This is a genomic window from Corynebacterium sp. SCR221107 (assembly GCF_027886475.1).
Taxonomy (GTDB): Bacteria; Actinomycetota; Actinomycetes; order Mycobacteriales; family Mycobacteriaceae; genus Corynebacterium.
In genome coordinates this window covers 985,530-1,004,428 of the sequence record NZ_CP115670.1, presented here as the reverse complement: position 1 = coordinate 1,004,428, position 18,899 = coordinate 985,530, and the positions used below count along the sequence as shown (strand labels likewise).

19 protein-coding genes are annotated in these 18,899 nt (G+C 54.2%); 3 read left to right on the top strand and 16 right to left on the bottom strand.

Annotated elements, in window-relative coordinates; translation table 11 throughout:
* Positions 1 to 16: 16 nt before the first annotated feature.
* From PAB09_RS04535 to PAB09_RS04490, 10 genes are all read right to left on the bottom strand, one after another.
* Complete coding sequence (locus tag PAB09_RS04535) at positions 17 to 691, bottom strand: HNH endonuclease signature motif containing protein (RefSeq protein WP_271034854.1); 675 nt, start codon at positions 689 to 691, stop codon at positions 17 to 19.
* A gap of 153 nt (positions 692 to 844) precedes the next feature.
* Positions 845 to 1,603: an ATP-binding protein gene (locus PAB09_RS04530; RefSeq protein WP_271033409.1), complete on the bottom strand. Its 759-nt coding sequence runs from the start codon at positions 1,601 to 1,603 to the stop codon at positions 845 to 847.
* 16 nt (positions 1,604 to 1,619) lie between these two features.
* Entirely contained in the window at positions 1,620 to 3,227 is a 1,608-nt protein-coding gene (gene istA, locus PAB09_RS04525) for an IS21 family transposase (protein WP_271034853.1), read from the bottom strand.
* Positions 3,228 to 3,289: 62 nt separating this feature from the next.
* The gene (locus tag PAB09_RS04520; protein WP_271034852.1) at positions 3,290 to 3,772 is read right to left on the bottom strand and encodes a hypothetical protein; all 483 of its coding nucleotides are present in this window, start codon (positions 3,770 to 3,772) and stop codon (positions 3,290 to 3,292) included.
* A 265-nt stretch (positions 3,773 to 4,037) separates the two neighbouring features.
* A complete protein-coding gene (locus PAB09_RS04515; RefSeq protein WP_271034851.1) occupies positions 4,038 to 4,724 on the bottom strand; it encodes a zf-HC2 domain-containing protein in 687 nt (228 codons plus the stop codon).
* Positions 4,711 to 5,124 carry a DoxX family protein gene (locus tag PAB09_RS04510; RefSeq protein ID WP_271034850.1) on the bottom strand — a complete coding sequence of 138 codons (414 nt, stop codon included), beginning with the start codon at positions 5,122 to 5,124 and terminating at the stop codon, positions 4,711 to 4,713. The genes PAB09_RS04515 and PAB09_RS04510 overlap by 14 nt, the downstream gene beginning before the upstream one ends.
* A 116-nt stretch (positions 5,125 to 5,240) precedes the next feature.
* On the bottom strand, positions 5,241 to 6,512 hold the full coding sequence (sepX, locus tag PAB09_RS04505) for a divisome protein SepX/GlpR (RefSeq protein ID WP_271034849.1): 1,272 nt from the start codon (positions 6,510 to 6,512) through the stop codon (positions 5,241 to 5,243).
* Between the two features lie 114 nt (positions 6,513 to 6,626).
* Complete coding sequence (locus tag PAB09_RS04500) at positions 6,627 to 7,325, bottom strand: GNAT family N-acetyltransferase (protein WP_271034848.1); 699 nt, start codon at positions 7,323 to 7,325, stop codon at positions 6,627 to 6,629.
* 8 nt (positions 7,326 to 7,333) lie between these two features.
* Positions 7,334 to 8,599, bottom strand: a complete 1,266-nt coding sequence (gene glp / locus PAB09_RS04495) for a molybdotransferase-like divisome protein Glp (protein ID WP_271034847.1) — start codon at positions 8,597 to 8,599, stop codon at positions 7,334 to 7,336.
* Positions 8,600 to 9,008: 409 nt separating this feature from the next.
* Positions 9,009 to 9,929 (bottom strand): UTP--glucose-1-phosphate uridylyltransferase, encoded by a 921-nt coding sequence (locus PAB09_RS04490; protein ID WP_271034846.1) that lies wholly within the window; start codon positions 9,927 to 9,929, stop codon positions 9,009 to 9,011.
* Between the two features lie 441 nt (positions 9,930 to 10,370).
* Between PAB09_RS04490 and PAB09_RS04485 the strand changes: the two genes are divergently transcribed.
* The 3 genes from PAB09_RS04485 to mscL all read left to right on the top strand — a co-directional run bounded on the left by PAB09_RS04485 (position 10,371) and on the right by mscL (position 12,295).
* The gene (locus PAB09_RS04485) at positions 10,371 to 11,015 is read left to right on the top strand and encodes a 5-formyltetrahydrofolate cyclo-ligase (RefSeq protein ID WP_271034845.1); all 645 of its coding nucleotides are present in this window, start codon (positions 10,371 to 10,373) and stop codon (positions 11,013 to 11,015) included.
* 171 nt (positions 11,016 to 11,186) lie between these two features.
* Positions 11,187 to 11,804, top strand: coding sequence for an SAF domain-containing protein (locus tag PAB09_RS04480; protein ID WP_271034844.1), 618 nt, complete (start codon positions 11,187 to 11,189; stop codon positions 11,802 to 11,804).
* 83 nt (positions 11,805 to 11,887) lie between these two features.
* Positions 11,888 to 12,295, top strand: coding sequence for a large conductance mechanosensitive channel protein MscL (gene mscL / locus PAB09_RS04475; protein ID WP_271034843.1), 408 nt, complete (start codon positions 11,888 to 11,890; stop codon positions 12,293 to 12,295).
* Positions 12,296 to 12,667: 372 nt separating this feature from the next.
* Here the strand turns inward: mscL and PAB09_RS04470 are convergent, their stop codons facing one another.
* From PAB09_RS04470 to PAB09_RS04445, 6 genes are all read right to left on the bottom strand, one after another.
* Positions 12,668 to 13,282, bottom strand: a complete 615-nt coding sequence (locus PAB09_RS04470; protein ID WP_271034842.1) for a MogA/MoaB family molybdenum cofactor biosynthesis protein — start codon at positions 13,280 to 13,282, stop codon at positions 12,668 to 12,670.
* A gap of 102 nt (positions 13,283 to 13,384) precedes the next feature.
* Positions 13,385 to 14,719, bottom strand: coding sequence for a S1C family serine protease (locus tag PAB09_RS04465; RefSeq protein WP_271035266.1), 1,335 nt, complete (start codon positions 14,717 to 14,719; stop codon positions 13,385 to 13,387).
* Positions 14,720 to 15,472: 753 nt separating this feature from the next.
* Positions 15,473 to 16,837 (bottom strand): HAMP domain-containing sensor histidine kinase, encoded by a 1,365-nt coding sequence (locus PAB09_RS04460; RefSeq protein WP_271034841.1) that lies wholly within the window; start codon positions 16,835 to 16,837, stop codon positions 15,473 to 15,475.
* Positions 16,838 to 17,019: 182 nt separating this feature from the next.
* Positions 17,020 to 17,712: a response regulator transcription factor gene (locus PAB09_RS04455; RefSeq protein ID WP_271034840.1), complete on the bottom strand. Its 693-nt coding sequence runs from the start codon at positions 17,710 to 17,712 to the stop codon at positions 17,020 to 17,022.
* Between the two features lie 461 nt (positions 17,713 to 18,173).
* Entirely contained in the window at positions 18,174 to 18,347 is a 174-nt protein-coding gene (rpmF, locus tag PAB09_RS04450) for a 50S ribosomal protein L32 (protein ID WP_046440321.1), read from the bottom strand.
* Between the two features lie 19 nt (positions 18,348 to 18,366).
* A complete protein-coding gene (locus PAB09_RS04445) occupies positions 18,367 to 18,639 on the bottom strand; it encodes a type B 50S ribosomal protein L31 (RefSeq protein ID WP_271034839.1) in 273 nt (90 codons plus the stop codon).
* Positions 18,640 to 18,899: the final 260 nt, after the last annotated feature.

Genomic DNA, 18,899 nt, shown 5'->3' with positions numbered 1-18,899 from the left:
GCCACACGCTGGCACATCATGCTGCAGGTTGAATATCTCCGGAAATGACTTGCGAGGAGAGCGCTCCGTGCGGAAGGGTATTGATCGTAGATTCATCCTCGAGTGTCCATACATTAAGTCCATTCGGATGTTGAACCACCGAGATTTTTCCTCGTGACTTCGCCTGGGAATGCTGAAGACATACGGCGTGAAGATTTGCAGGATTTGTGCGCCCGCCATTTCCTGGCGCGATGACATGTTCTACCTGACAGAGATGAGCAGGCTTTTCGCAATAGGGGGCGCGGCAACTACCATCTCGCCCGCGAACTAAAGTTGCCATATCCTCCGGCACCTCTGTCGCTTCCACTTCTCGATGAGGATTGAGAATCGCCGTCTTGACCAGATCCACGTCCGCGAAATCCTCTCGGCTCAGGCGCATGCCATTATCCAAATAGATCCCACCGTCCATGCTCGCTACGGCATGGAGTATCACTTCTGGGGCCTTGTCTAGCCTCAAGCAAACGGCGAAAGCCTCTGGCAAATCGCACGCAAGCTGTTCCCGTACTTTCTCGAGTTGGGCTTCTAATTGTCGTCCCCGTGCCAGATCTAAGGTGATGACGAATTCGACATGCTCGCCCTTTTGGGTAATGGTTGCTCGATTTCGATTCTTCGAATGAGATGCAGCCTCTCGCTGGGCACCAATGTTATCCAAAATCTCCTTGCACCGTGTGCTCAACGTACGTGAGAGGACCAGTTCTTTGTCAGATGCGGGTTTTTGGTACCGGTGTTCCGGAGACCCGGTACTGCCGGGTTCCGGGTAGTTGGTACCGGGGCCGGGCCGACCGAGTCGGCCTGGTTGTTTGCTTTATTCGTCCGGTTCTATTGGGGCGGTGGCCTTGCGCATGTCGAAGTCTCCGATACGGATTCGGTGGCCGTTGTTGAGGCGGCTAACGAGTGAATCGGCTCCGACTCTGTCTGGCAGTGTTTCAACCCAGTAGGCGGCGGCCGATTGGGAGGAGATAAGTGTCGGGAGCCGACCGTCGCGGTCGAATATGATCTTGGTTAGGTCTTCTTGCCCGCGCTGGTTGATGCTCATGGTCATAAAATCGTCGATGATAAGGACATCGACGTTGATCAGTTTCCGCATCTTATCGAGGTAGTTTTGGTCAGTCGGTGAGAAGACCGCGAGCATATCTACAAGTTGATCCAGCCGGTAATACGCCACGGAATATCCAGCCTTGCATGCGGCGATGCCGATGGCGCAGGCAATGTATGTCTTGCCTGTTCCCGTCGGTGCGAGGATGTGAATGTTGGTCGGGTTTTCCCGCCAGTTGGTCGCTGCGATCCGTTTCAGCTGGCGCATGTTGATGCCGCGTTGTTCTGCCCGGGTGACTTCAGCAAGGCTCGCATCCGGGTATCGGAATTTAGCCTGGGTGATAGCCTTGGCAATGTTGCGCTGTTGGCGTTGTGTGTAGGCTTCTTCGACTGCGGCGAGGAAGATATCTTCTGGTAGCGCATCCGCATAGGCCTCGTCGTTGACAACCTCGTAGAAGATGTCAGCGAAGGTTGATACGCGAAGCTTGCGCATTTTCGCCCGCACAATCTCGTCATCGATGCTGCTCATGATTTTTACACTCCTTCTAGTTTTCGTAGTGATCAGCAGGCCGGATAAAGACGGCATCGGCCACCTCGCCGGTAAGCGGGGTACTTGGGCGTGGTTGGCGCTTGGCCACAGGCTGTGTTTTTAGCCCTGGTGACCCGGGATGTTGTTGGACGTGGGCAATGTCAGTCTGGATGCGTTTGATCACTGCCATCGTGGGGGCCAGTTTCTTGTCTAAGACCTGCTGGCATGCAGGTTCCAGGGTGGCTTTGTTGTGCTTTTTGCCCAGGTTGGCCAGCACGTTGCGTGCCTGGATGAGTCCGCGGGGTACGGCGGCACTATTGCGGTCGAGGATCATCGCTATGACTGCGTGCGTTGCTGCCCCAAACGACGAGGCCCAGGCCAAAAGCTCATCACGGGTAAGCGCCTTGTGGCCTTCATCATCGCCACGCGGTGCATGCTGAGGGTTTGTGGAATACCGGTATTTAAATCCGTGAAGGCGCGTGTGTTCAGCAACAAGCTGCTCCCCGCTGAAGATGCTCACCAGTTGCGGGGTGAGCCTGACTGTTACCGATTCTCCTACCAGCTGAAATGGCACAGAGTAGTACTGATAGTCACAGGTGATGTGCCAATTACGATCGACTTTAAGCCGCTTATAAGACACTTCCGTAAACGGCGTCGGCGGAAGATCGCGCATCACTGGTGCCTCTTCTTTATCAAAGCGCATGCGCCGTGTTGAGCCATCAGGCCGCGTCATTGCGCTGTTGATATCGGCAAGCCGATCAGCGATCGCCTCATTAAGCTCATCAAGGCTATAGAAGACCTCGTCGCTGAAGTAACCCAGGATTTTGGTGTAGGCGATTTTCACGGCACGTTCTACTGCCGCTTTGTCGCGTGGCCTGCCGGGCCGAGTCGGCACGATCGTGACCCCGTAATAGTCAGCAAACGCTGCGTAGCGGTCAGTGACCATCCGATATGTAGAGGTCTTTTTCGGCCGATAAGTCGCCGTAGAAGCATTATCCGGCACGATGACCGCCGGTAATTTGCCAAGATAGTTCAACGCCTTAACATGGCACTCAATCCAAGCCAGCATCTTCTCATTCACAGCAGCAGTAACGTACATCAGTCCTGAGTACGGGCTGACCGCGACAAACAATGACGCCTTGAATGCGGTATCACCACTGGCCTGATCCACCACTGGCACTTTGTCACCGGCCCAGTCGACATAAAGCTCTTGCCCGGGCTCATGGGTGACGACTTCGACAAGATCATTAGCACGCAGAAATTCATTGAGCCCACTGCAAAACTGGGAGTACTGGTACTTTGCCTTATCCGTCGGACAAGGCTGCGACAAGTAGTCCATCCACAGCTTGTGCCTGGTCACGTGCTTCGTACTTTTCAGCTTGCGTGCAAGAGCATGAAAATCAGGCTGGTCGTAGGACATCGTCCGCTTACTCCGGCCATCACTGAATCGATCATCAAACCATCCCGGTGGGAGCTGACGGAAACGCTCTGGAGTTAGTACCTCATCGTTGATGACTTTCTTTGCGCGGGATACTTCTCGTCGTGAACATCCCAATGCGTGTGTGATCTGCGCGTAGCTAGCACCATCAAGGCACATCGCGATGATCTGTTTGAAGTTAGCCACAAGGACCGGCTCCTTCCAAGTAAAAGTTGACGCGACACCACCGGATTGCGGTGTCGCCAGCATCAACTATGAAAGAAAACCCCTTGCAGTACCAGATACGTGGAACACCGGTACCAACTACGCGGACTCGCGGTACCAACTACCCCGAATCGACATTCTTCGTTCTGCGTTTGCGGCGTTACATGTTTGACGAAGTGTTCATCCACGACAGACAACTCTTTCTCACCGTTGAGGTGCCACAACTGGTTTCCCAGCATTTTGATGCGACTTTCATCAAGGTGCAAATGCCTAACTGCTGCGAGGCGAGTTCTTGGCATTTGCGCCAGAATAACCAGCCCCTTGACCAGACCACGCATGTCGCCGGTGTCTCGACTCAATTCCATCGCGAGACGTTGAACAATTACGTCGAACGCAATATCCCTATCGATCATGTCTTCGATGCAGGGCATCAGGGCCTCGATGAGTGCACCGTTGACGATTCGCTGGAAATAAGCACCGTTTCCTTCACCGTCAGTAATACGAAAACCAACCCCGGTATCGCTCATATCAGAGCCATCCTTTCTAATCGAACGAAATTGCCTCCGCGTATTTCAAAGAGGCAAGACACCGCGATTGCGGTGGTGATTCGGATGATAAGAAGGATTGCGAGCGCCGCATAACAGATTTATCAGAGACAGCCCTATCCTGTGGATAACGAAACCAAAGTGACTCATGTGGCTAAGAAAATGCTGAAGTTGGCAAGTTATCCACAGCAAAATGGCCCTGATTCGCAAGAAGCGACCTCAGGGGTTTTCAAAGTACCCCAAGTCACTAATGCTCAGTGACCGGCTCGGCCTTTAAGGCGTTCCACGTGTTGTGAAGAACGATCCAGCCCCGACTAGCAATCCAGGTCCACAGCAACGCCAGCACTGAGGCCGCGAGGAGAACAAGCTCTCCAATTTGACCGGTGGTGAGGTTTCCCATGAATAGATCGCGCACCCTAAAACCAAGACTAAACATCGCTGTTGCCCCAAACACTGGCAATGCGCCCGCGCTTAAATTTGGCAACCATGCTGTTGCGAACAAAGCAAAGCCAAACGCTCCCCTAGTGGCTGCAACTTCAAAGGCAAGCGATTGCATCATTGGGTCTATGTCAACGTTGTCGAGCGCTTGGACATCTCCGAGGCTAAACACCGCGCCGACGATCCAAAAAACCCCGATTACGCCGAGCAAGACCCTACTCAGTGAAGCAGAAAGCGCACGGCTTGCCGCCTGGCGCCTAAACTGTGGCTCAATTCCAGCAAGAATTGCGTCTGAAAGATCAGGAATGTTCTCTTTCGCTTGATCCATGCCTCCCCCGAAACTCAGGTGCCGGTTCAGTTGGGCGGCACGCTCATAAAATGCCTGACAGTTGTCACAGGATGCAAGATGCGCGTCGAGGACATCATCATCGACACCTGGATCTTCGCCATCCAAACGCGCCGACAAGGCTGCTTGCACCTGATCACAGCTCAGCACGGCTCAAAACTCCATCCAAGCTGGCACGCCCTGAGCCAAACACGACTATCATCAGCAGTGCAACTATCATGACCAAAGGATATTCAATACCATTAGAAGCAACGAAAAATCCTTGATCGAGGTGCACAAAGTACAACGCAGCCAAGACGAGCAAGGCTAATGCGCCGGCAATGAATGTCGTCAATAGACCGAGCACAAGAAAACCACCACCACATAGTTCTGCGGTTGCCGTTATGTAGGCGGAGAGTTTTGGCTGGGGAACGCCTACTGCGCTGAAATCAGCGGTAGTTTGTGTGATGCCTGTGCGGAAGAATCGCTCAAATCCGTGTGCGATGAAAACGATGCCAAGGACTGCCCTGAAAATGAGGAGCGTGGCATCTCTTACCACCGGTTGATCCATTGCGAGTCTTTCTTTCGTCAGTTGTGCATGGGCGACCAAAAAGAGCCTTTTCGGCTTGGCACGCCGAAAATTCTACGCTGAATCAAAGGACAACGGCCACCTCGCGAAATGTCCGTCTATCCCGCCCGACGACCGTTTCGGAAATCCACCTCGCGGACATCTGCAATCCCCTGGGAATCTGAATCCGAAGTTGGCACCGGTCCTTCATACACGTCGAGTTCCTCGAAATCGGGGCTCTCATCATCGATTTCAAGGACAACAGCGCCGGGCCGACGCAGCCGCTGAGGGATACCGAGTATCTCGTCATTCTTGCTGCGGACACCGAGCCGGGCACGCCGCAACTGCTGGATGCGTCGAGCGCGAAGTCGCTCCTCTGCGGCTACCTGCTGACGCAAAGCGTAAAGGTAGAGCCCTGTCAGTCCGGCCGTCACGGCGGGGAGCACCCAAGACCAGCCGCCGACTACAAAGCCGATGATGAGAGTGACAATGAGCGCGGCACCAAGCCCGACGAGCGTACGTGTGCGACGCCGATAACGGTCCTGACTTGCGAGTTGGTCCGCTTCGGGATCCCATCCGCCACGTCCCTTGCGCCGTTGAGCAAAAGCCAACTCCTCCTCGCTGAGTGGTTCGCTATCGGATCGTACCCCTTGGCCAAATGGCTTTGCCACTCCACGAGTCTCTGATTCATCTCTCTCAGAGTCCTCTAAAGATGCAGCTTTTTGTGCGCCATCCGAATCCACCACTGGAGTATCACCAACGGACCTTCTATCGTCGGCGGCTAGGGCTCCGTTAGTAACCTCTGGTGAACGCAAAGTACGCTGCTCTGCGAGCAGGTATTCGTCTGCATCCGTATACGACTCATCCATCTCGTAGTAGGCCTTTTCGCCGTCATCAAGCGCAAATTCGTTGATTTCCTCATCAGGAGCGGTGGCTGAAGCAAGCTGTGCCGAAAACTTTTCCGAAGCGGGGAGTTCGTGGACTAATTCACCGTCAACCACATCTGCTTCGGCTCTGTTTGAAGGACGAGGGAACTTTGAGCGCACCGAGGAGAAAGCCGAGTCAAGTCGATCAGAAACTTCGTCAGCAATCAAGGGATCGGTGTCTAGGTTTCCTATCTGACTTTCAACAGCCTCGTATTCGTAATCCTCAGCGTCCACCATCTCATACTCACCAGCGTCTACTTCTTGGTGCGAGGCGTGTACGTCGGATCGACTGATGCGCGGGCGCCTGCGGGGACGAAGTTCGCCACTTCCTCCTTCGTAGACCACTCGCGTGTCATCGAAGGCCTCCCCGGCCTTTCGAATTGGCTTTTGGCGCCGAAGAAGCCACGGTGTAAGAACAAAAATCCACACCACGATCAAAAGCCCGATTGCGATAGCACCTGGCATAGCGCGAACCCTCCGAAGGATAGTTTGAGACGTTGAACCAAAGTAGCGCGCCCCACCGCTGAAGCTACTACCCCAGATTTCTACTACCGTAGCCGCAGGCAGATACAACCACGGTCAGACACGCCGCGCACGATCCTGAAGGATGAGTCTATCGACACAGCCGTTAACATATTCGTTCTCGACTTGGGCTACGAGCACGTGATCACGCCATTGCCCATTGATATGTAGATTCTCTCGCAGGTATCCCTCCTCGCGGAAGCCGCAGTGATCAAGCACCTTTCTGGAACCTTCGTTTGTCGGCAAAAAAGTAGCCGTGACTCGGTGCATACCGACCCGGGTGAACGCGTGGTCGGTGCCGAGCGCGCAGGCTATTGTCGCAATTCCACGTCGATGGAGATCGCTTGTTACCCAATATCCAATCCAGCATTCTGCAACCACTCCGCGTTGAATATTGCCTAACGTGACTTGACCTGCGAATCGATCGTTTACTTCAATCGCCATCGGGACAACGAAGCCAGCGTCAGCTGTTTGCTTCAACGAGTAGTAAAAGCTGCGCCAGGCGGTAAGCGTGTGTGCTTGACGCCAATCTTCCTCCACAGTGGGTTCGACCGGTTCGAGAAAGGTCTGATCCGCTTGGCGCATGACAGACCATTGTTGTCCGTCTTTATAAGCCAATGGGCGAAGCCGCACCACGTCACCCAACGGAGTTTGAACGCCACAGGTAATTTCACCCCACCCAGGATGGGTGGGGTGCACTGGCCCTGATGCTGGTTGTGGACCGGTCCCTAGAGCCTGCTTGATTCTTTCTAGCATGGCAAGCGCTACCTGCCTTGGGAAAGGAAGATGACATCTACAATGTCGCCAGGGCGCACTTGAGTGACTTCTTCAGGGATTCTAATCATGGCGTTTGCTTCAGAAAGCCCTGCAAGGAGGTGCGAGTGCGCACCATTAGCTCCGCCGAGGCCTTCGACTAAATAGTCTTGTGTTTCGGCATCACGCATCAATCGTGCGCGCACATAACCCCGGCGGCCTTCTTTGGAGCCCACATGATTGAGAGCTCTGGCACGAACCGTTCGTCGCATCGGCGTCCGCTTACCTAGCGATAACCGGATGACTGGACGGATGAACATTTCGAAGATGACTAGTGCAGAAACAGGATTGCTCGGCAACAGAAAAACGGGGGTTTGGTTTTCACCCAGGAGCCCGAATCCTTGCACAGAGCCTGGATGCATGGCCACGCGAGTGGTATCGATGGCGCCAAGCTCGGCCAAGACACTTCTGATTGCCTCAGAACCCGAGCCCCCCACAGCCCCGGAGATGACGATGATTTCCGAGCGGAGAATTTGCGATTCCACTATCTCCTTCAGCCGTCGAGGTTCGCCAGCTGCAATGCCTACCCTGTGGACTTCCGCGCCTGCTTCCTTTCCTGCGGCCGCAAGCGCGTAAGAATTGACGTCCAATACCTGTCCGAGGCTCGGCTCCCGATCGATGTCAACGAGCTCGTGCCCTACCGAGATAACAGACAACCGAGGGCGCGGGTATACGAGCACCTTGCTGCGCCCCACTGCTGCCAGCAGACCAATGTGAGCCGGACCCAAAATAGCGCCGGAGTTAACTGCAACATCCCCAGGGCGAATATCGTCGCCTACCTTGCGAACAAACTCACCCGAACGCACTGGGCGTTGAGCCACCACGCGTTTTCGACCGCGATCTGTCCACTCAAGTGGAATAACGGCATCTGACAGGGTCGGCAACGGAGCTCCGGTGTGGACGCGCACCGCCTGCTTCGGCTGCAAGCGCAACGGACGTTGCGAGCCAGCGGCGACTTCGCCTACTACCGGCAGACTTGATTCAGAAACAACTGGTGGCTCGTCAGCGGGACGTCCTAAACCGCGCTCACCACCAACATCGACCGCACGGATCGCGTAACCATCGATCGCCGCCTGATCAAAACCCGGGAGCGGACGGCTCGCCTGAACTTCCTCAGCGCACATAAGCCCCAACGCATCCGTGATGGCAATCCGGACTGGCTCCGGCGCAATGGCAGCCTCGGTGACGAGGGCTAATTGTTCCTCCACAGAGCGCACGTGCCGATCTCCTCATATCGCAGAATCTTGCATAAGTTGAATCGAAATCTCCCCATCGCGCCCCACCGACGCAATGTTAGAGATTCCGTCACACTTGCAACCTAACTGTAGTCGACCCACCCAGTAGTTTTGACATTGCACGCCTAAACATATGTGTAATCGCGCGCGGGCCACACCTACGAAGAGTGCCCAAAAAAGCGTTCACCTGCAAGAAACTGGACAAATGAGGTTTGCAAAGTCCCTTCTCCTCAATGAAGGGACTTTTGTCGTTGACAATTGAAACCACTCGGATGCACCAAACAACCAGCACCCCCACTAAGTGACGCGCCCCACAAAACCCACACTTGCATGGTCTTTGCCTCATCGCTTTTAGCCGCAGACAGCGGGAGGATTAATGTGAGGAAAGCTTTTAGGCCCCGTGTTCATCGAGGATTTGTCGCAATACGCGCTTGAGATGCGGACCATACTCTGGGTGAGATAGACCGAAGTCAACCACCGCTGGGATATAACCACCGGGATTTCCGAGGTCGTGGCGCTTACCGTCATGAATAAGGATGTGGACCGGATGGCCTTCGTCGATAAGCAAATCGATGGCATCGGTCAGCTGTAATTCACCGCCGGCGCCAGGCGTGATGCGACGCAACGCATCGAAAATGCTTCGATCGAGAAGATAGCGGCCCGTTGCAACAAGATTCGACGGTGCATCCTCAATGGAAGGCTTTTCCACCATCGCCTTCACCTTCTTGACCGCGAGTGGGCCCGAGTAGTCACAGTCCTCGACGTCAAAGACACCGTAGTTATATACCTCATCTTGCGGGACTTCGACGGCACACAACACGCTGCCACCCAACTGAGAACGCACCTCTGCCATCTTCTCAACCGCCCCTGTCGGCAGGACAAGGTCGTCAGGAAGCATGACCGCTACGACATCCTCGTCGTCGTCGAGCACACTTTCGGCGAGACTGACCGCATGCCCAAGGCCAAGCGGTTGATCTTGGACAACGGAAACGGGCTGGATCAGCTGGTTGGCACGCCGCACCTTTTCAAGCTGCGTAGTCTTTCCTCGCGCCTCCAAGGTCGCCTCGAGCTCAGGAAAGGCCTTGAAATGCTCCAATACTGCTTGTTTGTTCGGTGCAGTGATGACCGCCAGCCGTGTCGCCCCCAGTTGCGCTGCTTCTTCAGCAATGAGCTCGATTCCCGGCGTATCTACGACTGGAAGTAGCTCCTTCGGAACTGTCTTCGTTGCTGGAAGGAAGCGAGTTCCCATTCCAGCTGCTGGAACGATCACCGTTTTGACGGCGAGGGGATGAGAATTCTGAGGCAAGGTCATGAAAGAAAACCTTACCTTTAATTATGTTCGTTCCACGCGATAACACCCTCTAAACTCCGTCACATAACTCGCAACACTGTCTCCAACGTGGTCTCGCAAACCGCAGGCCACGCCCACTTTTTTTACCCAATGCATCTCGAGGGGAAAAATTGTCTCGAGCCCCCCTTTGTTACTGCGTTCACACCGCGTGGGTCATTCGCGGCCATTTCACCTTTCGAGGACCTGCTACCGCACAGGTCACATTTCTAGAGTTTCAGATCGAACAGTTGCTTACCGACGCCTACGGTAGGTTCACTACTACGTCCGTTCTTCCGTCACGGTTGTGCCTGTTTGCATTTTGAACAATGGCTATCAAAACAGCTCTGGTTGAATTCCTCGTTAATTGGTCATTAGTCGCACCACTATTCGCATCATGGCGTTCTTTCATGCAACCATTGTGTTATGACCACCAGTGAAGACACCTCCCACTCTCCCACCCAAGACTTTGTACTAGGCCTGCGTTCAGAAAAGCGACGCCTGCGTGCACTCCTACAAGATGCCCGAAGGCAGCGAACTGATCATGAGCGAGAGAGAGCTAACCAGGCAATCACCAACAACATCATTTCATTCATCGACCATGTAGGAGCAAGGAAGATCTCGGCTTATTGCCCTTTGCCGGAAGAACCTGGAGGGTCAGATCTTCCTCACACCTTATCCACGATTGTTGACGAACTCTGGCTTCCACTCTCCCGCCCTAAGGGAGTTTTGGAATGGGCGCGCTACGATGGGCCAAACAGCCTCTCGGAAGGGGCATTTGGCATCGTCGAGCCACATTCGCCTTCGTTTTCCTCCGAAATCCTAGGCGGACTCGATCTCCTCCTCATCCCCGCACTTGGAGCGGACGTCTCCGGACACCGAATCGGCAAAGGTGCCGGATACTATGACCGCGCACTAGCCCCCCTTGGACACGATCGGCCGATTCAGGTTCTCCTGCTTTTTGAGGGCGAGATTCGCTCCGACATACCTTTCGAATCGCATGATACGCGTGCGAGCCACGTTATTAACGAGAGGGAAGTTCTCACCTTCCCAGTTACGTCTTTCACCTGAGTCCGTGCGATGGGATCGGCCATCCGACCTTGCTTGAAGCAAGTGTAAGTGGGAACGATTTGAGGAGCGGCCGAGTCTAAGACGCTTATGGAAAGATTCCCCTTCAATTCATTGCACGTACTTTCTCAGCCCGGTTTTAAGCGCACTCAGTTACTAAGGCGCTGCTTCGCGATGAGCATTGTCCTCTTTGCCGGAGCCATTAATTTGACCAATAATCAATCCGAAACCACACCTGTAGTAGTTGCGACCACAGATATTGTCGCCGGAAGTATCATCGATGAGTCCGACATTCGCGTCGTCAACTTTCCAACAGACTTTGCCCCCAAAGATTCCGCCCTCAAAACCGAAGAAATTGCAGGGCGAGTTGCCGCAAGCACCGTAGTCTCAGGGACTCCGATCAGCATCAAGAATGTCGTTACCCTTGACCAAACCCATGCCCCTGTATCTAATCCCACAGCACTTCTTTCAAGTGAGTCATATAACATGGTTCCCATTCGTCTGGCCGATCCAGGTTTGGCCGAGATGTTAGTGCACGGTGATGAGGTGACCATTGTTACCCATTCTGAGGGCAATTTGGAGGGTGAGCCTATTGCTACAGGTGGAACAGTAGTTTTCGCATCCACAAAGCCCGCGGAAAACGGTTCCAGCACCTCCTCCATTCCCGCCGGGATGGTCATGATAGCTCTGCCACAATCACAAGCCCAGCATGTGGCCGCCGCTTCACTCAAGCAACCGCTTGCGGTGGTTCTCACAGGCACCCGAGCTAACTTGACTACAACCCTCAAATAAACCTTTCACTTTTCTAAGTTTTCTCCGCTAATCTTGGGCAAAGTTAGAACTTTTCGGAACCGAAAGAATAGGATTTTACCAACATGCTTAAGGGATTTAAGGATTTCATCCTCCGCGGCAACGTCATTGACTTGGCTGTCGCCGTTGTCATCGGCGGTGCTTTCACCGCCATCGTCACCGCCTTCACCGAGAAGCTCATCAACCCAATGATCGCTTCCCTGGGTGGCGCAGAGGTCAATGGTCTGGGCTTCCACATCATCTCCGGAAACGACGCAACCTTCATGGACTTCGGCGCCGTCATCACCGCTGCCATCAACTTCCTGCTGGTTGCCGCTGTTGTCTACTTCGTTCTGGTCGTACCGATGAACAAGTTCAATGAGCTGCAGGCAAAGCGAAAGGGCGTCCAAGAGGACGAAGAGGCTCCTGCATCAGTCGAGACCGAGCTCCTTACCGAGATCCGCGACCTGCTCAAGGAGCAGCAGAAGAACTAACTCCGGCACGCTTCAGAGCTTGGAAAGGCCGCACGCATTGTCAATGCGTGCGGCCTTTCCAAGCTCTGAAGCGCATCAAGGCATAATAGCGGTCAACTACCAAGCACGAGGGACGTCACCATTAAGGTCACGCCCCCATCTTTTCTATGAAGCTGTTTAGCCACCATAATGCGGTGGTTGCTGCTCACGATAAAATTCAATGTCTCTGGCTGAGGGCTCAGATTCATCCCCCTCGAGTGAAATCGTCCGCGCTCCATCCAAAGAGCTTTCCACGGTGGCACCATCAGCGGAGCGATCGTAATCCACGTCGCTTCTTCTCACTACCCTGCGTCGTTTACGTGGCGATGCAGCCATCGAGTGTTCACCTCTGATCTAATCCACCGTGGAACGCCGCAATTGATCCACCAAATGATGTACCAATGGCGTCAGTGTAGCCATACCATCGCGGATCGCAGCTCGCGATGCCGCAAGATTCACCACCACCGTTGAACCTGAAACTCCAGAAATTCCACGCGACGTGCAAGCATCAACCGCACCACAGGCTAGTCCGGAGGATCTTAATGCCTGTGCGATGCCAGGAACGTGCATATCCAGTACATCGCGGGTTGCCTCTGGGGTGCGATCTCGCGGGCCGACTCCTGTGCCACCAACCGTAAGTACCAGATCAACTCCGCCAATAACCGCCGTCTCAATCGCTTTGCGAATCTGGGAGCGCTTGTTTCGCGTTGTCAACACTGCGTCAACGACGAATCCGCCTTCCTCCAATAGCTCGGTACACAGCCTATCGGTATCCTCGCCGGAGGAGATCACATGATCGGAGATCAAAACCACTAAAGCACGCCGCGGTGCCGTAATTTCAGCTTCGGCTTCAGTGGCACGGAAAAATTCGGCATCCGGCTCACCGACCTCAAGAAATCCACCAAATTCGCCCTCTACCTCTGGCGTCTCATCCGCCGTCTCAAGGCTTTCCGTACCACGTCCGCTCATAAATATTGGTCCTTCGGGTCGCGCAGGATTGTGAAAAGTCCGCCGACATTGCTCGGCGGACCCGTCCCACGAGGAAACTGGAATTGTGCGTTGGTTAATAAGCTACTCGCTTGTGAGGGTAACCTCTACTTCGCGTTCGTTGCTTCCATTTTCGTCTCCAACCGTCAACGTTATTGTTTCGCCGAAATCGCTACTTCGGACAGCAGCGATGAGTGCGTCCGCGGAGTCGATTCGCCGACCATTCATTGCGGTGATGACTTCGCCAGCTTGCAGCCCAGCCTGTTCACCCGGTCCACCGGCAGTGACATCTGCGATGAGCGCGCCAACAATAGCGGAATTGGATTGGAGCTGAACACCAATCATCGGCTGGGAAGCCTGACCAGTTTCGATGAGCTGGGAAGCCACACGGCGAGCAAAGTTTGCGGGAATAGCAAAACCTAAACCAATCGAGCCGGCTTCCCCGCTAGATGTGCTCGTCGAAGCGATGACGGAGTTCATACCGATGAGATTGCCATTCATGTCAACCAGGGGGCCGCCGGAGTTTCCGGGATTAATAGCAGCATCTGTCTGAATTGCGTCTATGAGCGAGGACTGCCCAGTAGCCTCACCGCCTGCTCGGACTGGTCGATTCAGCGCCGAAACAATTCCGCTTGTAACCGTAGCACTAAGACCGAGGGGGGATCCGACCGCGACGACTTCCTGTCCCACTTGGAGAGCGCTTGAGTCTCCGAAATTAATCACCGGCAATCCCGATGCGCCTTCCAACTTAATTACGGCAACGTCAGTATTCGCGTCGCCCGCAACCACTGTCGCGTTATATTCTGAACCGTCGTTAAGCGACACGGTGATTTGCGCGGCTCCGGTCGTCGCATCCGAGATAACGTGGTTATTGGTCAATACATAACCATCTTCGGAGATGATTGATCCTGATCCTTCAGAAACTCCGGTTCGAGTAGTCACACTGATAGAGACAACTGAAGGCAAAACCGTGGCTGCTACCTTTTCAACCGATCCATCTTTAGCTTCGGATCCGGTTGTGTTAGCGACAGGTTGCTTATTCAAGCTATCCACCACGGCAGCGCGAGACGAGCTGTCGGAGTTGTTGACATTGGATACGACAACTCCCGTAATGGAGCCAGCACCGATTGCGGCAGCCAGTGCCATAGCCGTTGCGGCGCGCATGCTAAGGGTTCTCGGTTTCTTCTTAGGGCTGGACTCACCTTCACTTTCGGCACCTCCGCCCTGAGGGAAAAGCCACGAAGGCTGGGTGCCGTCGGAGGCGATGGTTGGGTCGTCTCGGCCATCTTTTTGTCCCGATGGACCGATGGAATTGCCTCCAGCAGATCTGGCTGTTTGGGCACTTCCTGCGTATGATCCTGCAGCGTCCTCTATCCCTTGATTTGGACTGTAGCTTGTCTGCTGAGCTTCAGGAGCCAGCGGCTGAGATGGTTGGGGGTACTTTTGTGCAACGCCGTAGGAATTGAACTGACCTGCCCGAGAATCGTAGGAGCCGGTTTGGCTGGTATCGCCATACCCGACCGGGTAGGCTTCATCCGGAGATTTACCGAGCGAATCTGAGTTTTCACCGAAATTGGCAGGCTTTGCAGAAGTTTCATTGTTCACAGGGAAACTCCACGTTGCAGTATCCGCACTGGCGCGTTGCTCCTCAAAGCTGTTGCTATCAGATATGCGGAAGCTCCGTTGCGGATCCAAACCCGCAGAAGTGGCAAAACCACTGTTTTCCAGCTGAGGTGAGTTTCCAACCTGATTAGAACTAGCTGACTGGTGGCCGCCGTTGCCTTCGACTGCAGCTGCGTCTTTATCTCCCACGTTATGTAGGTCATTGCCTGGTTGCTTGTTGGAAGCATCGTTATGGAAATTTGAACCAAAGGGATTATTCATAAGCAATACTATGCTCCTGATGCATTAGGGGCTACTGCCACCATTCTGGAGTTTTCATGTGAAAGTCTGGGAGCTTTCTGTGATTGGTTTCCATGTGCGCATTCACGAGAAGCACTTCGGTTGATCACTAGGAAATGGCGGCTTCCAGATGAAGCCCAGTATTCAGTATTCGTGGTTGCTAAGGTTCGCCAACGGGTTTTCGCTGGCCTTCTTAACTGACGGTATAAAACTACTTGAAAAGGCAGAACACCCCTGCCGAATCAGCCAATATCATTCGTACCAGCTACTTCAGGGGGTGTTTCGCTTTCGGGTTGAACCGATGCGGGACTTTTCCAAGTCGGTTAGCATGGCGTAACCAGGCAAGATCACGCGCATCATTGCTCCACCATCATCAGACTCCTCCGCTGTAATCGTGCCACCGTGACGTTCAATCGTCTGTTTGACAATGGCAAGGCCCAGTCCCGATCCTGGGGTCGACCGTCCCTGAACCGAGCGGAAAAAGCGTTCAAAAACCTTTTCTCGATCTTCCACAGGAATGCCAGGACCGGAATCAGAAACGGTAATCTCCACGTGCCCATTGTAAAGAGGAGTCATGCACAGTCGAACCACGCCGTCATTGGGAGACCACTTGGCAGCGTTGTCGAGGAGGTTCACGATGGCACGGGAGAGACCGTGCGTGTCGCCGTCGAGATACCACGGGGTAGTCTCGAGGTGAAAGGTAACATCTGGGCGACGGCGCTGGACGCGCTCGAATGCTGCCTCCGTAACCTCCACCATGTCAACAGTTTCGAGAGAAGTGTCTGGCGCATCATCACGAGCCAAATCAACGAGATCGCCGATAAGGGTGGACATTTCCTCCATTTGCGCAATCACATCATGCTCGAGTGCGATGCGGTCCTCTTCCGGGATTCCTGCGCCACCGCTTCGCTGCATCATCATCAATAATTCGATATTGGTGCGCATTGAGGTTAGTGGCGTCTTTAGCTCATGACCAGCGTCCGCAACCAAGTCAGCCTGCCGACGCCTAGATGTTTCTAGTGCCTCCAACATTTCGTTGAAGCTGCGCGTGAGGTCAGCAAGCTCATCGTTTCCGAGAACCTCAATTTGTCGCAATTCATTAGTACGCCGAACCCGATCCACCGCCGCCTGCAGGTGCGCGAGCGGACGGAGACCAGCGCTGGCTACGACCTTTCCGGCGGCCACAGCGAGCGCGATACCGATTGCGCCCACCAGAAGGAGCACCAGCCCTAGGCTCGTGATGAGTTGGTTATGGCTTCGCATGTCTTGAGCCAGCACGACGGTTGCACCGAAACCATTGCTCTTGGAATAGATTCTTTCACCGCCAACTGTGGCTACCTTGCCCTCGCCATTATCAGCTTCGACACTCGTCAGCTGTGGAATATCATCGCCAATAACGAATGAACTACCGGGCAGACGAATAGAAACCCTGGTCTCCGGGTGGTAAAGCCTGAAATTGTCTACGACATTTTGTGCGTCAACGAGGGTTGTCGGCTGCACCGCTTGTTGAAGTAACGCAGCAGCTGAGTTTTCCAGGCTCTTATCTACTGACTGCCTCAAAGTCGCGGAGACGGTCCAATATGCGACGATGGTCATCATTCCCACTGCTACAGCGACCATTGCGGCGGTGAGCATGGTGATGCGCCACCTCAATGAAGCCTGATTTGACCACAGCCCTTTTCTCTTCGACGATCTTAGTGGTTCGGGGGGAGCAGGGGCGGAGTAGACGTGGTCCACATCGGGGGGAAAGCGCCCTTCGCCAAAGTCAGCCTGGGATTCATCAAAATCCCCAGGCTGACTTTTATGTTTGCGCAAAATCACGGCGCCGTGTCCCTAAGCACATAGCCGACGCCACGCACAGTGTGAATCAGGCGTGGTTCACCCTCCGCCTCAGTCTTGCGACGAAGATAGCCGATATAGACTTCGAGAGCGTTTCCGGAGGTTGGGAAATCATATCCCCATACCTCTTCAAGGATCGTCGAACGGGAAAGCACGCGGCGGGCGTTGGTCATTAACAACTGCAGGAGTGCAAACTCCGTGCGAGTCAGGCTGATTTGTCTACCGCCACGGGTGACGTCCCGAGTCTCAGGGTTCAAACGCAAGTCTTCGAAAACCAACTCACCCGGGCCAGAACTATTGACCGATTCGGCAGCCGCGCGACGAAGCAAGGAACGAACGCGGGCAAGGAGTTCTTCCAATGCGAAGGGCTTTGGCAGGTAATCATCAGCCCCCGCATCAAGACCCGCGACTCGGTCAGACACCCCATCACGAGCGGTGAGGACCAAGATCGGGCGATCATCGCCACCGCTGCGTAGGGCGCGACAAACCTCGAGACCGTCCATCTTGGGCATCATCACGTCTAAGATGACCAGCTCCGGCTGCTCACGCTCGATAACTTCCAATGCCTGCAAACCATCTTCGGCGAGATATACTTCGTAGCCATTAAAGGTCAACGAACGACGCAGCGACTCGCGTACGGCCTGCTCGTCGTCAACTACAACAATCTTCATTCTTCTAATACTGCCTTGTCTACCTATACCGTTACTGAATAAACGCTAGCTTAGTGCTATGAACCCTTCAATCGTATTCGCTAAAAAGGCCTTTATCTTCAACCACAATGAATCAGGACAGAAAATGGAGCAACCCTTTTCTTTGAATCAAGGACATTCCCACAAACACGGGTTGCGAGTGACGGGTTACTCGCCGCGCGTTTGGAGGAAAGCACAGGCGTATGCTCCGCGCGAAGAAGCGGATACCTCCCCGAATACAGCGATGAGTAACGCCCCTCCTGCGAGTGCGCTTTCCCCCTTCGCACACATGGATTGCATGAAAAAACCGGCAACCCGCCTCCTTCTGGAAGGCAGATTGCCGGCTTTCAGGCAACGGTGCACACAGCTCAAACTGCGACCGAAGTGTAGGCCCGATCCTGACTAAGATCCTTGTTAGCACGTTCCTACGGTTGGGTGAGCTCCTAGAACTGCTCGACCTCGACCAGGCCAAGCTGAGCTGCCTTGACCAGACGACGCGGAATGCGAACGGTCTGGCCGTTGACCTTAACCTCCTGGAGGGCGACATTGTCGGCCTTCCACTGGGAACGGCGTGCGTGCGTGTTAGCACGGGACATACGACGCTTTGGTACTGCCATGGTTTTTCCCTCCTAACCTTTAAGCCTGGGTCTTCTTCTTGCGACGAGCCATTGCACCGAAGCGCTGGTTGAACTTTTCAACGCGACCTGCGGTGTCCATGACGCGCTGTGCACCAGTCCAGAACGGGTGGGACTCAGCGGTGACGTCGACGACGATCAGTGGGTACTCGTTGCCGTCTTCCCACTCAACGGTGCGGTCGGAGGTGACGGTGGAGCGAGTCAGGAACTGGTGGCCAGTACCTGCATCGCGGAAGACTACTGGGTGGTAGTCAGGATGGATATCCTTCTTCATATGTATTCGTTTCCCTCAGGATTGAGACTTCGGGTCGGTTCCAAGGTCCTGCCTTGGATCGTGCCCGAGTTGGGTGCGAAATATCGATTCAAGAATGTGCTCTATGGAAGATCCTTAGACACTAGAGCGCCAAAGCCAAGAACAACTTGAACAATGCTACAGGAGGATTGCCATTTTAAGAAATCCTATCTCCCACCCACCAGCCCACTAACTTACTGCCGTCTAAGCTGCACCAATAAATCTCAAGTTCAGCCCCCGGC

Excerpts from the sequence above, each read along its gene's own strand:
- PAB09_RS04510 (WP_271034850.1), bottom strand. The coding sequence starts at position 5,124 with ATGGATCAACCGGTGGTAAGAGATGCCACGCTCCTCATTTTCAGGGCA.
- PAB09_RS04500 (WP_271034848.1), bottom strand. The coding sequence starts at position 7,325 with ATGCTAGAAAGAATCAAGCAGGCTCTAGGGACCGGTCCACAACCAGCA.
- PAB09_RS04445 (WP_271034839.1), bottom strand. The coding sequence starts at position 18,639 with ATGAAGAAGGATATCCATCCTGACTACCACCCAGTAGTCTTCCGCGAT.
- PAB09_RS04470 (WP_271034842.1), bottom strand. The coding sequence starts at position 13,282 with ATGAGCGGACGTGGTACGGAAAGCCTTGAGACGGCGGATGAGACGCCA.
- PAB09_RS04455 (WP_271034840.1), bottom strand. The coding sequence starts at position 17,712 with ATGAAGATTGTTGTAGTTGACGACGAGCAGGCCGTACGCGAGTCGCTG.
- rpmF (WP_046440321.1), bottom strand. The coding sequence starts at position 18,347 with ATGGCAGTACCAAAGCGTCGTATGTCCCGTGCTAACACGCACGCACGC.
- sepX (WP_271034849.1), bottom strand. The coding sequence starts at position 6,512 with ATGCCAGGTGCTATCGCAATCGGGCTTTTGATCGTGGTGTGGATTTTT.
- PAB09_RS04480 (WP_271034844.1), top strand. The coding sequence starts at position 11,187 with ATGAGCATTGTCCTCTTTGCCGGAGCCATTAATTTGACCAATAATCAA.
- PAB09_RS04485 (WP_271034845.1), top strand. The coding sequence starts at position 10,371 with ATGACCACCAGTGAAGACACCTCCCACTCTCCCACCCAAGACTTTGTA.
- mscL (WP_271034843.1), top strand. The coding sequence starts at position 11,888 with ATGCTTAAGGGATTTAAGGATTTCATCCTCCGCGGCAACGTCATTGAC.
- PAB09_RS04520 (WP_271034852.1), bottom strand. The coding sequence starts at position 3,772 with ATGAGCGATACCGGGGTTGGTTTTCGTATTACTGACGGTGAAGGAAAC.
- PAB09_RS04490 (WP_271034846.1), bottom strand. The coding sequence starts at position 9,929 with ATGACCTTGCCTCAGAATTCTCATCCCCTCGCCGTCAAAACGGTGATC.
- PAB09_RS04530 (WP_271033409.1), bottom strand. The coding sequence starts at position 1,603 with ATGAGCAGCATCGATGACGAGATTGTGCGGGCGAAAATGCGCAAGCTT.
- PAB09_RS04460 (WP_271034841.1), bottom strand. The coding sequence starts at position 16,837 with ATGCTCACCGCCGCAATGGTCGCTGTAGCAGTGGGAATGATGACCATC.